The organism is Streptomyces paradoxus (assembly GCF_014202475.1).
Lineage (GTDB): Bacteria > Actinomycetota > Actinomycetes > Streptomycetales > Streptomycetaceae > Streptomyces > Streptomyces paradoxus.
Genome location: NZ_JACHGV010000005.1, coordinates 105,805 through 118,285, shown reverse-complemented (window position 1 = coordinate 118,285; position 12,481 = coordinate 105,805). Strand labels below are relative to the sequence as shown.

The following is a 12,481-nucleotide window of genomic DNA, read 5'->3' as shown; positions in this document are numbered from 1 at the left end:
GTCCTGTGTGACTCAGGTGGACTCGGCGGTGACGGGGGGTCGGGTGCGGCCGGACGAGGGCGGCTCGGTAACCTAAGGCCCGCTGACAGACACTTAGGGCGGCTTTATCGGCCGCTCCGCTCGAGTCAAGGAGTTGCCGCCGCCGTGAGCAGCAGCCTTCGACGCGGTGCCCTCGCCGCCGCCGTCACCGCGTTCTCGATCGCCTCGCTCGCCGCGTGCGGCGCCGGCTCCAACGCCCAGACCCTGGAGATCAAGCCGGACAACGCTGCCACGAGCGTCGGCGACATCAAGATCCAGAACGCGGTCGTGATCACGCAGCCCGACCTCGAGTCGACCGGCCCGGCCGCGATCTCCGCGACCTTCTTCAACTCCGGCCGTACCGCCGAGACGCTGGAGTCCATCACCCTCCCGGGCACCGGCAAGACCGCCCAGCTCAAGCCGGCCAAGGGCGGCAGCCTCAGCATCCCGCCCGGCGGCTCGCTGATCCTGGGCGGCCAGAACAACGCAACGGCGATGCTGCCGAGCAGCCGTGAGGCCGTGCAGGACGGCAACGCCCAGAAGGTCACCTTCACCTTCAGCAAGACGGGTGCCGTGAGCCTGCGCGCGTTCGTCGTCCCCGCCGAGCACTACTTCAAGGAGTGGGGCCCGACCGAGGTTCCGGCCGCGCCGGGTGCCTCGTCCTCCCCGTCCGGTTCGCCCGCCGCGGGTGAGTCGGGGGCCCCGGAGAGCCCCGCGGGCGGTGAGACGCCGGGTGGCCACGAAGCGTCCGGCACGCCCACCGACGCGGCCTCGGCCAGCGCGGGCGCCGGGCACTGAACAGTCGCGAAACGAAGGCGGGGCCTCTCCTGGGAGAGGCCCCGCCTTCGTTTCGCCGTCGTGCGCGGCCGGTCTACGGCTCGAACTTGTAGCCGAGGCCGCGGACCGTCACCAGGTAGCGCGGAGCGCCCGGGTCCGGCTCGATCTTGGCGCGCAGGCGCTTGACGTGGACGTCGAGGGTCTTGGTGTCACCGACGTAGTCGGCGCCCCAGACCCGGTCGATCAGCTGCATGCGCGTCAGCACGCGGCCGGCGTTGCGCAGCAGCATCTCCAGCAGGTCGAACTCCTTCAGCGGCAGGTCGATCTTGGTGCCGCCGACGGTGACCACGTGCCGGTCGACGTCCATACGGACCGGGCCGGCCTCCAGGGCCGCCGGCGTGACCTCCTCGGGCTCGCCCCTGCGGCGCAGCACGGCGCGGATGCGGGCGACCAGCTCGCGCGAGGAGAACGGCTTGGTGACGTAGTCGTCGGCTCCTATCTCCAGCCCGACGACCTTGTCGATCTCGCTGTCCTTGGCGGTCACCATGATGACGGGGACGTTGGAACGGCCGCGCAGCTGGCGGCAGACCTCGGTGCCCGGCAGGCCGGGCAGCATAAGGTCGAGGAGGACGAGGTCGGCGCCGTTGCGCTCGAACTCGTCGAGTCCGTCGGGCCCGGTGGTCGCGACCGCGACCTCGAAGCCCTCCTTGCGGAGCATGTACGACAGGGCGTCGGAGAAGGACTCCTCGTCCTCGACGACGAGCACACGGGTCACGGAAGGACCTCCGGGGCGGGAAGCGTTTCGTACGCGTTCGATTCGGGGGAATGAGGGGTGGACCGCCCGGCCTCCTCGTCGAGGCCCGCGCCTCCTGCGCGTGTCTCTCGGGCGGGCTGCTGATGTGCGCGGTCGCGGGCCGCACCGGCCTCCGGCAGCCGCAGGGTGAAGGTGGAACCCTGGCCTTCGGCGCTCCACACCGTGACCTCCCCGCCGTGCGAGGCGGCCACGTGCTTCACGATCGCCAGCCCCAGTCCCGTACCGCCGGTGGCACGGGAGCGGGCCGGGTCGACGCGGTAGAAGCGCTCGAAGATGCGCTCCTTGTCCTTGTCGGAGATGCCGATGCCCTGGTCGGTGACGGCGATCTCGATGTGGTCCCCGCCGGGCGCGTTCACACTGCGGGCCGCTATGCCGACGCGCGTGCGGGCGGGCGAGTAGTTGACCGCGTTCTCGACGAGGTTGCCGAGGGCGGCGGCGAGCTGGCCGCGGTTTCCCCAGACCCGCAGGTCGGCGGCACCGCCCGCGGCCATGGTGATCTGTTTGGCCCCGGCCTGGTGCCGGCAGCGGTCTATGGCCTCGGCGACGAGCTCGTCGACGCGGACCGGCTCGGCGTCCTCCAGCGGGTCGTCGTTCTGCACCCGCGAGAGGTCGATGAGCTCCTGCACCAGGCTGGTGAGCCGGGTCGCCTCGATCTGCATGCGCCCGGCGAACCGCTCGACGGCCTCGGGGTCGTCCGACGCGTCCATCACGGCCTCGGAGAGCAGCGAAAGGGCACCGACCGGCGTCTTCAGCTCGTGGCTCACGTTGGCGACGAAGTCCCGCCGGACGGCCTCGATGCGGCGGGCCTCGGTCAGGTCCTCCACGAGGAGCAGCACCAGCCGGGAGCCGAGCGGCGCGACCCGCGCGGACACGGCCAGGGCCTCTCCGCGTCCGGTGCCGCGCCGCGGCAGGTCCAGTTCGACCTGGCGTATCTCGCCGTCCCGCCGGGTGTCCCGGGCCATCTGCAGCATCGGCTCGACGGCCAGCTTGCCGCCGCGGACCAGGCCGAGGGCGTACGCCGCCGAGCTGGCCTTGACCACGGCGTCCGCCTCGTCGAGGACGACGGCGGACGACCTGAGGACCGACAGGACCGTGTCAACGCCCGGCGGGAGGACCGCGTCCGTGTGCAGGGAGCTCCGGGTGGGGCGGTTCTGCTCGCGCTCGCTCCAGCGGAACGCGAGCATGGCGATGACGCCGGTGAGCACCCCGGCGATCGCTGCCACTGCGGCAACCGCCGCGTTCACGTCCATGCACCCAGGTTAGGCATGGCTCGGGCACCCTCCACAGCCGTCGGACTGCGAGCTCGAACACTCGTCGCCCAGAGTTCACCTTGGAGCCAGTATTGGTTCATTTGGGATGACGGAAACGGACGCGTAAGGGCCGGAACGTGGGAGCGTGGGGTTCGGACCGTTGGTAATACGACGGTCGTACCGCCGGTTGTCCGGTGGGCCCCGGCCCTTGGACCCCCGACTGAGACGCACGAGAGGGAAAGCCTGATGCGGGACGCGTACCACGAGGAACTGGACTCGATCGGCGACGGTCTGGTGGAGATGGCCCGGCTGGTCGGGTCGGCGATCGGGCGCGCCACGACCGCCATGCTCGACTCCGACCTGAAGCTGGCCGAGAACGTCATCGAGGCCGACCAGCGGGTCGACGAACTCCAGCACGAGCTGGAGGCACGGGCCATAGCCCTGCTGGCGCGGCAGCAGCCGGTGGCGACGGACCTGCGGATCGTCGTCACGTCGCTGCGGATGTCGGCCGACCTGGAGCGCTCGGGCGACCTCGCCCAGCACGTGGCGAAGCTCGCCCGGCTGCGCTACCCCGACCGTGCGGTCCCGAGCGACCTGCACGCCACCATCCTGGAGATGGGCCAGCTCGCGCAGCGCCTGATGGCGAAGGCCGCCGAGGTGATCATCACCAAGGACGTCGACCTGGCGCTCCAGCTGGAGCAGGACGACGACGAGATGGACCTGCTGCACCGCACGCTCTTCCAGCACCTGATGGACGACCGCTGGAAGCACGGCATCGAGACGGCCGTGGACGTCACGCTGCTCGGCCGCTACTACGAGCGGTTCGCCGACCACGCGGTCTCGGTCGCCAAGCGCGTGGTGTACCTGGTGACGGGCGAGCACGCGGACGAGCTCCAGGCGGACACGCAGCCGGAGATCCAGGCGGTCCCGGGGGCGGAGAGCGCCTGACGGGTTGTGCCGGGGGCGGGGGCCGGGGATCGGGGCCGGGCGCGCGGGCGCCTCAATGCGCCGTTGATGCGCCCAGCGTCACGGGCATCCAATGGGCACAGGCACCAGCCCCGAGGAGGGACCCATGGCCGAATCCCCCACCAGCACGACGCCCGACCCCGCCCGGCAGCGCGAGACCGAGCAGCCCGCCGAGATCAGGAGCCTGCCCCTGATCGCCGCGTGCGGCTGCGGCTCGGGCTGTGGCTGCGGGTGCCAGTCGGGCAGCCCCTGCCAGTGCGGCTGACGCCGACGCGGTGTTGCGTACGTCCTCCAGGGCCCCGGCGGTGTCGCCGGGGCCCTGCGCGTGGCGCCTGGGGTCGCCCGGGTGGCCGTACGGGCGGAGCATGGGAGGGAGGCACGGCGGCAGGGGCCGGCGCCGTTGGCGTCGCCGTTGCCCGGAAGGAGGCGTGAGGCATGCCCAAGTTCATGGATGTCCACAGCGGCATGAAGGGCATCACGGAGGAACAGTTGCGTGAAGCCCACAACGCGGACCTCGCGATAGAGAAGGACGAGCAGGTCCACTTCGAGATGGCCTGGGCGGACCCGGAGTCCGGCCATGTCTACTGCCTCTCCGAGGCACCCTCGGCCGAAGCGGTCCAGCGCATTCACGAGCGCGCCGGGCACAAGGCGGACGAGGTGCACCCCGTGCCGCTGACGGTGCGGTGACCCGCCGCACCGTCAGCGGCGCCGGCCGGCGTTGAGGCGGGCAGCCTGCCGGGTCAGGTAGTCGCGTTCGGCGAGGTTGGGCGCTTTGCGGGCCGCCTCGGCGTACAGGCGGGCCGCCGTTTCCGGGTCACCGTCGCGCTCGTGGAGGTAGGCCGCCACCGCGGCGTACCGGGGCAGTGAGTCGTCCAGTGCCGCGAGCGCCGCGAGTCCGGCGCGCGGTCCGTCGGCCTCGCCGACGGCCACCGCGCGGTTGAGCCGGACGACCGGACTGTCGGTCAGGCGCGTCAGTTCGTCGTACCACTCGACGATCTGCACCCAGTCGGTCTCCCCGGCGGTGGGCGCGTCGGCGTGCAGTGCCGCGACGGCGGCCTGGGCCTGGAACTCGCCCAGCCGGTCGCGGGCCAGAGCCGCCTGCAGGATCCCGACGCCCTCGGCGATCATCCGTGTGTCCCACCGGCCGCGGTCCTGCTCGGCGAGCGGCACCAGGCTGCCGTCGGGCCCGGTCCGGGACGCCCGCCGCGCGTGATGGAGCAGCATCAGGGCGAGCAGCCCCGCCACCTCGGGGTGGTCGATCGCGGCCGCGAGCTGCCGGGTGAGCCGGATGGCCTCGGCGGCGAGGTCGACGTCGCCGGAGTAGCCCTCGTTGAAGACCAGGTAGAGCACGCGCAGCACGGTCGCGACGTCGCCGGGCTGGTCGAACCGCACGCCGGAGACGGTGCGCTTGGCCCGGCTGATGCGCTGGGCCATCGTCGCCTCGGGCACGAGGTAGGCCCGGGCGATCTGCCGGGTGGTGAGCCCGCCGACGGCGCGCAGCGTGAGCGCGACCGCCGACGACGGCGTCAGCGAGGGGTGGGCGCACAGGAAGTAGAGCTGGAGCGTGTCGTCCGCGCCGGGCGCGGGCCCGGGCGGCGGCTCCTCCTCGACGAGGTCCTCACGCCGGCGGCGGGCGCTGTCCGCCCGCGCCTGGTCGAGGAACTTGCGCCAGGCGACGGTGACCAGCCAGCCCTTCGGGTCCCGGGGCAGGCCGGACGGCCAGACGCGGACCGCCTCGATCAGCGCGTCCTGCACGGCGTCCTCGGCCGCCGCGAAGTCGGCTCCGCGGCGGACGAGGATCGTGAGCACGCCGGGTGTGAGGCTTCTGACGAGGGCCTCGTCCATCGGTGGTCACTCCGTGACGGTGGGATGGGCGGCCAGGAAGGGGCGCACCTCCAGCCACTCGTGGATCGGCTTGCCGCCCGCCCCGGGGGCGGCCGACAGCTCACCGGCCAGCTCGACCGCACGCTCGTAGCCGTCGACGTCGATGATCATCCAGCCGGCGATGAGGTCCTTGGTCTCGGCGAACGGGCCGTCGGTGACCGGCGGGCGTCCCTCACCGTCGTAGCGGACCCAAGCCCCTTCCGGGGCGAGCGCCTGACCGTCGACGAACTCGCCGGTCTGCTCCAGCCGGGCCGCGAAGTCGTTCATGTACTGCAGGTGGGCCGAGATCTCCTCGGGCGTCCACTGGTCCATGGGCACGTCGTTGACCGCTGCCGGGGCGCCGCGGTAGTGCTTCAGGAGCAGGTACTTGGCCATGGTGACTCTCCTCGGTGCCGGTGCGACCCATCTTGGCCGCCTTCACCCCGGGGACGGAGCGGGGCACGGGTTCTCGACATCACCGCCGAAGTTTTTGCCGCCGATTTTTTGTGGGCCGGTGCTCACTTTGTCTGCGGGCCGGTGCTCACTGCCCGACGCGGCCGTCGATCCGTTCGCGCAGGAGGTCGGCGTGGCCGCAGTGCCGTGCGTACTCCGCGATCTGTGCGACCAGGATGTCGCGGAGCTGGACCTGTCCGCCCGGTTCGGGGCCGTAGTCGGAGAAGCCGGCGTTGCGGGTGGCGAGGTCGGTGACGCCGGCCAGGAAGTGGTCGGTGCGCTCGATCTCGGCACGCCACGCCCGCCAGGCCTCGTCCACGACCGCCTGGTCGGCGACGGCACCGTTGAAGTCACCGTCCCGGTCCTCCTCCGTGCGGTACAGCTTCGGCGCGTCCTCGCCGGCCATCACCCGCCGGAGGTGCCGCTCGTCCTCGGTCAGGTGCCGCACCAGCCCGAGCAGGGACATCGTGGACGGCGGGACGGAACGCCGGGCCATCTGCTCGGCGTTGAGTCCCGCGCACTTCATCTCGAACGTGAGGCGGTAGTTGCGCAGGTAGTCGAGGAGGATGCCGCGCTCGTCGACGGGCTGGGCGTCGGTCTCACGAGGGTCGTCGTCGGGGTCGACCCACATGTCGGGGTAGATCGTCGCCTTCGTCCACCGCGTCGTGTCCGAGGTTGCAGACGCGGTGGATGTCGCTCGTTCGCCGGTGTGTTCGCCTGAGACCATGCGGGCATGGTGGACCGGGTGGGGTGGGGGCGCCACCGAATATCGGGCGGCGGGCGGGGCGGAGGGGCGGCGGCCCGATAACGACGAGGCCGCTTTCACCGCACGCGGGGTCATCGTGCTGCCGTGACCAGCGCGACGGAGCGCCCTCTCCTCTGCCTCGACGTCGACGGCCCGCTCATCCCGTTCGGGTCATCGTCCGGTCACCCCCACCCCGCTGCGGCCGGTCAGGGAAACCCACTGCTGGAGCGGCTCGACCCCGAACTCGGTTCGCGCCTCATGGCCCTGGGCTGTCAGCTCGTCTGGGCGACGACCTGGATGGAGGAGGCGAACGAAGTCGTCTCCCCCCTCGTCGGACTGCCGAGACTGCCCGTGGTCGAGTGGCCGGCCCCCTCCGCCGGCCAGGGCCCGCACGGCCTGCACTGGAAGACCGGCCGCCTCGTCGAGTGGGCCGACGGCCGGCCGTTCATCTGGGTCGACGACGAGATCGCCGCCATGGACCACCTGTGGGTGGAGGCGAGTCATCCCGGGCCGGCGCTGCTGCATCGTGTCGACCCGGCCAGGGGCCTCGTGGACGCCGACTTCTCCGCACTCGCCGGGTGGCTTCGTCCCGTCATGCCGGGATGAGCACCGCGAGCGGTCCCGGCTGAGCGTCAGGCGCGTGCGGACGGGCCGGTCAGGCCCAGGTCCGGTTGAGGAAGTCGGCGATCAGCGGGGCGATGTCGGGCAGGTGGTCCTCCAGGGCGAAGTGACCGGTGTCGAAGAGGTGCAGTTCGGCGTCCGGCAGGTCGGCCAGGTAGGCACGCGCACCGGGTTCCGGGAAGAACGGGTCCCGGCTGCCCCAGGTGATGAGCGCCGGCGGCCTGTGCTTGCGCAGCCACGCCTGCCAGTCGGGGTAGGCGGCGATGTTGCTCTTGTAGTCGTAGGCGAGCGCGCGCTGGGCGTCCTTGCGGCCGGGCAGGTCGAGGAAGTGCTGGTCGAGCAGCCAGCCTTCGGGGGCGATCATCTCGGGGTCGGTGGTGCCCAGCTCGTACTGGGCTCGGGTGGAGTCCAGGGTGAACAGGTCGAGGACTGCCTGCTCCGCGCCGGGGGTGTCGGGGGTGAGGGCGGTGAACTCCCGGGCCGCGTCCGACAGTCCCTCGGCGTACGCGTTGCCGTTCTGCACGATCAGGCCCGCGACACGGTCCGGGCGCCGGAGCGCCAGGCGGAAGCCGACGGGTGCGCCGAAGTCGAAGAGGTACATCGCGAAGCGGGTCAGGGCCAGGCGTTCGGTGAAGCGCTCCACCACGTCCGCGAGCCGGTCGAAGGAGTAGACGAACCCGTCCGGGACGCGGGTGTGCCCGAACCCCGGGTAGTCGGGGGCGATGAGCCGGTAGTGGCGGCCGAGAGAGTCCATGAGGCGGCGGAACTGGTGCGAGGCGGAGGGAAAGCCGTGCAGGAGCAGCACCACCGGGGCGTCAGGACGTTCGGGCAGGGACTCCCGGTAGAAGACCTCCACCTGACCGACCTCGACGAACCGGTGGACGGTCCGGGCAGGAACAGGGATGCGGGACGGTGTCACGGACATGGATCACATGCCTCCTCGGCGTGAAGATGCATTAGTCATAGCCTCGCCCCTACTAACGCGTCAACTGCGCGATGTAGCATTAGGACATGGCTGACAGTGCACCGCTGACCGGTGAGCCCCTGGCCTTGGACCTGGTCAACACCCGCCCGACGGGGGCACACGGGCGCGTGGATCTGCTCGCCACCCCGCGACAGTTGTCCGACTGGCTGGCCCTGGAGCGGGACCGCCTCCAGGGGGAGGTCCGGGACAGCGCGCCGACCCGGGCCGACCTCGACCCGGTCCACGCCGTCCGAGCACACGCCGAAGCCGCCGTCCGGGCGTTGCTGGACCGGGCCGAACCCCCCGCGTCCGCCCTGCGCGGGCTCACCGACGCCCAGCGCGCGGCACCCCCCGTACGCGAACTCGCCTGGAACGGCACCGCCGTCACGGCCGTCTCCCGCCGTGACGGCCCCCTCGGCATCCGCATCGCCGCCCTGCTGGCCGAGGCCGCGGCCGAGGTGCTCAGCGCCCCCGCGATCGGCGGACTCAAGGAGTGCGAGGCCGACGACTGCGTCCTGGTCTTCCTTCCGTCACACCCCCGCCGCCGCTGGTGCTCCCCCACCCGCTGCGGCAACAGAACCCGCGTGGCCCGCCACTACCGGCGGCGCAGCGCGGCCGACGCTTCCTGAGGCGGATGCAAGGGAACGCTCCAAGAGTCGGCCCCGCCGCAGCAACAAGCCCCCCGCCGGCGGAGAACCCGCAGGCAGGGGGCTTCTTCAGCGCTGCTTACTTCTTCTTGCCCTGGGTCTTGTCGGTGATCTCGGGGAGCTGGGTTCTCGCTGGTCCGGGCGGCGTTCCCGGGTGCCTGAGTGGTCGTCGTTGGTCGTCGTTGGCCACTGCCGAGCGGCCTCGGACGGCCCAGGGACGGCCCAGCCAGCACCGTTATGAGCGTCGGCTTACCGCGTTACGCAGTGCCTCGAACAAACCCATGCGATCCCCGATACGGAACCTCTGGGCGTGAACCCTCCCTCCGCCTGCCGGAGCCGGGATCGCCGATCGCGGAGCACCTCGGGGCGGCTTAGGCTGAGATCAAGGGCCCTCGAGTGGAAGGGAACCTCGAGATGCATTTCGTCCTGATCGCGACCCACACCCCGGAGGTCTGTCCGACCTCTAACGCGACAACGCGCGACCTGATGCTGCAGACCGCCCCTGATATCCCGAACCTCGCCCAGAAGGCAGGCGTCGAGATCGTGGCCGGCCCCTTCGTCAACCGTGAACACACGATTGTCGTGGTCGTACAGTCCGACAAGGTAGAGAACGTCGACCGCTTGCTGACGGAGTCTCGCCTCCCCCAATGGAACCGCGTCCGCGTGCTGCCGTCGCTGACCATGGAGGAAGGACTCACCGATATCGAAGCGCAGACGCCGATCTTCTGAACCCACCCGCTCAGGCACGCGGCCGGTGCTTCGATGCGGGCGCCGAGATGCGCAATGGCCTGCCGCCATCAGCGCAGACGAACACAGCCGGTCCCGCCTTCGCCCTCTTCAGGGCCGCGTGCTTCTCAGGCCGCGCCGGGCTGGAGATCGACCCGGCGCAGGTGGAAGCGCCGTGGATCGATTGGCGTGGCGTGGGGCCAGAGCGTCGGGGATCGGCGACGAGCAGCTGAAACAGGACCAGTCGCTACGGTGCCCCACCAACACGCTTTCCAACTGTGTTGGTGGGGGGGCTGGGCTTGTGCGGGGGCGTTCACCTGCGTACATGAGCGGTCGGCCGCCAGTGTGGGGACGGCTCCGGGGTCCCGCCTGAACGGCCATGAACGGCGCTGAATGAGACGGAAACTGAGACGGCCGGTGGGGCCGGGCTCGCTAGCATCTTCGCTGTTGAAGGGGGAGTCATGGCACTGGTCGGCAAGGGATCGCGACGGATCGTTGTCGACGGCACGGTCTACCGCTGGCGGCTGAGGGGCCGGCCGACGTACTGCCAGGGCCTGGCCTGGTCGCCGTGTACGTTCGCGGTGGAGCATGCGAACACTCCGGAGTCGACGCTCGTGGTCATCACCGACCAGCCGCATCCGAGCAACTGGGTCGGCCGCGAGGCTGAGCCGGTACTGCCGTCCGGTGTAGCCGCGGCTGTTCGGCTTGCCTTGCGTGAGGGTTGGACTCCGACGGTTCCGGGCTCATCGTTCCACCTCGACCAGTCCACTGGCTTCACGTCCTCGTCCTGAGCGGTGTAGAGGCTGAGCACCGCTTTAGGAGTTCGGTCCGAGCCTGCTTCGGGTGCTGTTGCGGACTGGTGCGACGGCCGGACAAGGGCGCTGATGTAGGCCACCGTCCGGCGTCGTTGATGTCAGCCGGGGATGTCATGCACGCCCATCAGACGGTGGAGATCTTCAAGGGCTGCCAGCGGGGCTGCCGCCTGGGGTCGTCGATCGACGCATTTGAAACTCTGCATACTTGGCGGTGAAGACGCAGGTGTAGTCGAGCAGCGCTTCGGCGAGCTCCAAAGCATCTCTGGCGTCTTCCCGGCCTACCGCGTCCTTGCTGAAGGTCGGGGTCGCCCAAGGGAATCTCTCACCCTCGGGTCTACCGGGACCGGGACGCCGGCTCGGTGTCAGTCGTCGATCGCCTGGTAGACCGTGGTCCAGAAATCGTGGAAGAGCCGCGCCGGGTCCGGGACGGACGTCCCGACCTGGGTGAGCAGGATTCCGGTGATCTGGTTTTCCGGGTCGGCGTAGGTCGAGGTGCCGCTTCCGCCGTCCCAGCCGAACTGGCCGACGGGCGCGTAGTCGCCGCGGTAGGTGCGCACCGCCATCCCGAAGCCCCAGCCGCCGTGCTGCCCTTGACCGAAGGACACATGGACGTTGTTGACGGCCATGGCGTGTCGGGCGGCTTGCTGCTCGGGCGCGAGGCGGTTGGTGGTCATCAGGTTGACGGCGGCCCGGGACAGGATCCGCTCGGTCCCGTGCATCCCGCCATTGAGCAGCATTCGGAAGTAGGCGTGGTAGTCGTCGGCGGTGGAGTTCAGTCCGCCGCCGCCGCCCTGGAACGCCGGAGGCTGGCTGTGGCGGCCGCCCTTGGCCTCGTCCCACACGTGGAACTCTCCGCTCTGCGGGTCGGGGGCGTAGAGGGGCGGCAGCCGGTCGATCTTGTCGGCGGGCACGTGGAAACCGGTGTCCTTCATGCCCAGGGGGTCGAAGATGCGTTCGCGCAGGAACGTCTCGTACGACTGGCCGGTGACCCTGGCGACGAGCACGCCGAGGAGATCGCTGGCGATGTGGTACTGCCAGCGCTCTCCGGGCTGGTGCATCAGCGGCAGCGCGCCGAGGCGGCGCATCCACTCGTCCGGCTCGGGCATCGGCGTCGGCAGATTGGGCGTGAGCCCTTGCTCGAAGACCGCGTTCATGATCGGAGTTCCCAGCGACGTCATATCCATGCCGAGCCCGAACGTGGAGGTCAGCACGTCCCGTACGGTGATGGGCCGCCGCGCTGGCACGGTGTCGTCCAGCGGGCCGTCGATCCGCTTCAGCACCTGACGGTCGGCGAGTTCGGGCAGCCACGGATCCACCAGGTCGTCCAGCCGCAGCCTGCACTCGTCGAGAAGGATCATCGCCGCCGACATCCCGACCGGCTTGGACGTCGAGGCCATCCGGAAGATCGTGTCCCGGCGCATCGGCGGGCCGCCGTCGTGGCGCATCGTCCCGAGCGCTTCGGCGTGCGTCCCCTCGCCCCGGCTGACCAGCGCGACCAGCCCCGGAATCTTCCCGGACTCGACATACCGCGCCAGCACGTCGCGCATCCTGCGCAGCCCTGCTTCGGAGAAGCCGCTGTTGCTTTGTCTCATGATGAATCTCCTTGCGTACAGTGTTCGATCTTCAAGACCCGCCCCGGCGTGGCGCCGCCGGTCCCTTGCCCGGCATCTACGACCCCACCGGCCCCGGGAAGCTGCTGTCGGCGTTCTGGCCGCGATGGCGGAGACAAAGGGAGACCGAGCGGGAGAACATCCGCGAGTCAGCGCTGGATGGGACAGAACCCGCCGAGTTCGCGTCCGCCGCCTGGGCGGTGCTGATGTTC

15 protein-coding genes are annotated in these 12,481 nt (G+C 70.7%); 8 read left to right on the top strand and 7 right to left on the bottom strand.

Annotated features, from left to right (window positions below):
- Positions 1–144: 144 nt before the first annotated feature.
- Entirely contained in the window at positions 145–816 is a 672-nt protein-coding gene (locus HNR57_RS18165; RefSeq protein WP_184561056.1) for a copper chaperone PCu(A)C domain-containing protein, read from the top strand.
- A 73-nt stretch (positions 817–889) separates the two neighbouring features.
- On the opposite strand, the gene phoP is transcribed toward HNR57_RS18165, so the two are convergent.
- Together phoP and phoR are read right to left on the bottom strand one after the other, a co-directional pair.
- Entirely contained in the window at positions 890–1,561 is a 672-nt protein-coding gene (gene phoP, locus HNR57_RS18160) for a two-component system response regulator PhoP (protein WP_020271862.1), read from the bottom strand.
- 5 nt (positions 1,562–1,566) lie between these two features.
- Positions 1,567–2,859 (bottom strand): two-component system sensor histidine kinase PhoR, encoded by a 1,293-nt coding sequence (phoR, locus tag HNR57_RS18155; RefSeq protein WP_184561055.1) that lies wholly within the window; start codon positions 2,857–2,859, stop codon positions 1,567–1,569.
- A gap of 246 nt (positions 2,860–3,105) precedes the next feature.
- Here phoR and phoU point away from each other — a divergent pair, with 246 nt between their 5' ends.
- From phoU to HNR57_RS18140, 3 genes are all read left to right on the top strand, one after another.
- Positions 3,106–3,807: a phosphate signaling complex protein PhoU gene (gene phoU / locus HNR57_RS18150; protein WP_184561054.1), complete on the top strand. Its 702-nt coding sequence runs from the start codon at positions 3,106–3,108 to the stop codon at positions 3,805–3,807.
- A gap of 124 nt (positions 3,808–3,931) precedes the next feature.
- Complete coding sequence (locus HNR57_RS18145; RefSeq protein ID WP_184561053.1) at positions 3,932–4,090, top strand: hypothetical protein; 159 nt, start codon at positions 3,932–3,934, stop codon at positions 4,088–4,090.
- A 170-nt stretch (positions 4,091–4,260) separates the two neighbouring features.
- On the top strand, positions 4,261–4,512 hold the full coding sequence (locus HNR57_RS18140) for an SCO4226 family nickel-binding protein (protein ID WP_102909218.1): 252 nt from the start codon (positions 4,261–4,263) through the stop codon (positions 4,510–4,512).
- A gap of 12 nt (positions 4,513–4,524) precedes the next feature.
- Here HNR57_RS18140 and HNR57_RS18135 read toward each other — a convergent pair whose 3' ends face one another.
- From HNR57_RS18135 to HNR57_RS18125, 3 genes are all read right to left on the bottom strand, one after another.
- Positions 4,525–5,670 carry an RNA polymerase sigma factor gene (locus HNR57_RS18135; RefSeq protein WP_184561052.1) on the bottom strand — a complete coding sequence of 382 codons (1,146 nt, stop codon included), beginning with the start codon at positions 5,668–5,670 and terminating at the stop codon, positions 4,525–4,527.
- Positions 5,671–5,676: 6 nt separating this feature from the next.
- Positions 5,677–6,084, bottom strand: a complete 408-nt coding sequence (locus HNR57_RS18130) for a YciI family protein (RefSeq protein WP_184561051.1) — start codon at positions 6,082–6,084, stop codon at positions 5,677–5,679.
- Positions 6,085–6,229: 145 nt separating this feature from the next.
- Positions 6,230–6,868 carry a DinB family protein gene (locus HNR57_RS18125; protein WP_376772263.1) on the bottom strand — a complete coding sequence of 213 codons (639 nt, stop codon included), beginning with the start codon at positions 6,866–6,868 and terminating at the stop codon, positions 6,230–6,232.
- A gap of 123 nt (positions 6,869–6,991) precedes the next feature.
- Between HNR57_RS18125 and HNR57_RS18120 the strand changes: the two genes are divergently transcribed.
- Positions 6,992–7,492 (top strand): HAD domain-containing protein, encoded by a 501-nt coding sequence (locus HNR57_RS18120; RefSeq protein ID WP_184561050.1) that lies wholly within the window; start codon positions 6,992–6,994, stop codon positions 7,490–7,492.
- 49 nt (positions 7,493–7,541) lie between these two features.
- On the opposite strand, the gene HNR57_RS18115 is transcribed toward HNR57_RS18120, so the two are convergent.
- Positions 7,542–8,432 carry an alpha/beta fold hydrolase gene (locus HNR57_RS18115; protein ID WP_184561049.1) on the bottom strand — a complete coding sequence of 297 codons (891 nt, stop codon included), beginning with the start codon at positions 8,430–8,432 and terminating at the stop codon, positions 7,542–7,544.
- Between the two features lie 86 nt (positions 8,433–8,518).
- Here HNR57_RS18115 and HNR57_RS18110 point away from each other — a divergent pair, with 86 nt between their 5' ends.
- The 3 genes from HNR57_RS18110 to HNR57_RS18100 all read left to right on the top strand — a co-directional run bounded on the left by HNR57_RS18110 (position 8,519) and on the right by HNR57_RS18100 (position 10,635).
- Positions 8,519–9,100, top strand: coding sequence for a CGNR zinc finger domain-containing protein (locus tag HNR57_RS18110; protein WP_184561048.1), 582 nt, complete (start codon positions 8,519–8,521; stop codon positions 9,098–9,100).
- 432 nt (positions 9,101–9,532) lie between these two features.
- On the top strand, positions 9,533–9,847 hold the full coding sequence (locus tag HNR57_RS18105; RefSeq protein WP_184561047.1) for a hypothetical protein: 315 nt from the start codon (positions 9,533–9,535) through the stop codon (positions 9,845–9,847).
- A 458-nt stretch (positions 9,848–10,305) separates the two neighbouring features.
- A complete protein-coding gene (locus tag HNR57_RS18100) occupies positions 10,306–10,635 on the top strand; it encodes a hypothetical protein (protein ID WP_062929070.1) in 330 nt (109 codons plus the stop codon).
- Positions 10,636–11,021: 386 nt separating this feature from the next.
- On the opposite strand, the gene HNR57_RS18095 is transcribed toward HNR57_RS18100, so the two are convergent.
- Positions 11,022–12,251 (bottom strand): serine hydrolase domain-containing protein, encoded by a 1,230-nt coding sequence (locus HNR57_RS18095; RefSeq protein WP_184561046.1) that lies wholly within the window; start codon positions 12,249–12,251, stop codon positions 11,022–11,024.
- Between the last annotated feature and the right edge of the window lie 230 nt (positions 12,252–12,481).

What these genes read in the sequence shown, in the direction of transcription:
- HNR57_RS18130 (WP_184561051.1), bottom strand. Translation starts at nt 6,084, where the DNA reads ATGGCCAAGTACCTGCTCCTGAAGCACTACCGCGGCGCCCCGGCAGCG.
- HNR57_RS18135 (WP_184561052.1), bottom strand. Translation starts at nt 5,670, where the DNA reads ATGGACGAGGCCCTCGTCAGAAGCCTCACACCCGGCGTGCTCACGATC.
- HNR57_RS18125 (WP_376772263.1), bottom strand. Translation starts at nt 6,868, where the DNA reads ATGGTCTCAGGCGAACACACCGGCGAACGAGCGACATCCACCGCGTCT.
- HNR57_RS18140 (WP_102909218.1), top strand. Translation starts at nt 4,261, where the DNA reads ATGCCCAAGTTCATGGATGTCCACAGCGGCATGAAGGGCATCACGGAG.
- HNR57_RS18105 (WP_184561047.1), top strand. Translation starts at nt 9,533, where the DNA reads ATGCATTTCGTCCTGATCGCGACCCACACCCCGGAGGTCTGTCCGACC.
- phoR (WP_184561055.1), bottom strand. Translation starts at nt 2,859, where the DNA reads ATGGACGTGAACGCGGCGGTTGCCGCAGTGGCAGCGATCGCCGGGGTG.
- phoU (WP_184561054.1), top strand. Translation starts at nt 3,106, where the DNA reads ATGCGGGACGCGTACCACGAGGAACTGGACTCGATCGGCGACGGTCTG.
- HNR57_RS18095 (WP_184561046.1), bottom strand. Translation starts at nt 12,251, where the DNA reads ATGAGACAAAGCAACAGCGGCTTCTCCGAAGCAGGGCTGCGCAGGATG.
- HNR57_RS18100 (WP_062929070.1), top strand. Translation starts at nt 10,306, where the DNA reads ATGGCACTGGTCGGCAAGGGATCGCGACGGATCGTTGTCGACGGCACG.
- HNR57_RS18110 (WP_184561048.1), top strand. Translation starts at nt 8,519, where the DNA reads ATGGCTGACAGTGCACCGCTGACCGGTGAGCCCCTGGCCTTGGACCTG.
- HNR57_RS18115 (WP_184561049.1), bottom strand. Translation starts at nt 8,432, where the DNA reads ATGTCCGTGACACCGTCCCGCATCCCTGTTCCTGCCCGGACCGTCCAC.
- HNR57_RS18145 (WP_184561053.1), top strand. Translation starts at nt 3,932, where the DNA reads ATGGCCGAATCCCCCACCAGCACGACGCCCGACCCCGCCCGGCAGCGC.